Source organism: Citrobacter sp. wls827, from assembly GCF_005280875.1.
Lineage (GTDB): Bacteria > Pseudomonadota > Gammaproteobacteria > Enterobacterales > Enterobacteriaceae > Citrobacter > Citrobacter youngae.
The window spans coordinates 110,205-110,974 of record NZ_SZWR01000022.1 but is presented as its reverse complement, the minus strand read 5'-3'; the positions used below and the strand labels follow the sequence as shown (position 1 = coordinate 110,974).

Sequence of the window (770 nt, the reverse complement as noted above, 5' to 3'; positions counted from 1 at the left end):
CCCTCTCCGGGACCGGCGAGCCAGGCTCGCTGGTGAACCTGTATGATAATGGTTTGCTGATGACGGTGATGCTCATCGACAAGTCAGGTACCTGGAGCTATACCGTCCCGGACAACAAGCAGCTTGCCGATCGCGGCCATCATTTTACAGTATCAGCAACAGATGCCGCCGGTAACGTCGTCACCTCCCCCGTCACTGTCACCATTACCGTTGACACCCAGCCTCCTGGGGCTCCGGTCATTTCAGCCGCCACAGATGACATCGGCAATGCACCCGTTGACTTGCCTTCTGGTAGCCGTTCAAACGATAACCTGCCGTCACTGAAGGGGACCGGAGAAGTTGGCTCCACCATCACTATCTACGATGGTGCCACACCGATTGGAACGACCACCGTTGTGGCCGGAGGAAGCTGGAGTTTCCCGGTCACCCAGCCACTTAGTGAAGGCTCGCACACGTTGTCAGCTATCGCGACAGACGCGGCGGGTAACGCCAGTACCGCCGGAAGTTTCATGCTGACTGTCGATACAACACCACCCGCGGCCCCGATCATCACCTCAGCGGAAGGGCTTATTGGCATTGAAACTAAAGCACTGAGTAATGGCGGCAGCACGAAAAGCGACAACCCTAAACTGTCCGGAACAGGTGAGCCGGGTGCGACAATTACGATTTATGAGAATGGCGGCCTCGCCGGCATCACTACCGTACAGCCAGACGGCACCTGGACATTTACCCCGACCTCACTTGCCGATGGGCCGCATAAATTCACCGCC

Annotated in this window: 1 protein-coding gene; it reads left to right on the top strand. The window is 57.4% G+C overall.

The features are described 5' to 3' along the window. Window positions 1-770: Ig-like domain-containing protein (locus FDX03_RS23640; RefSeq protein ID WP_249357113.1), on the top strand; the 770-nt coding region annotated here is incomplete at both ends.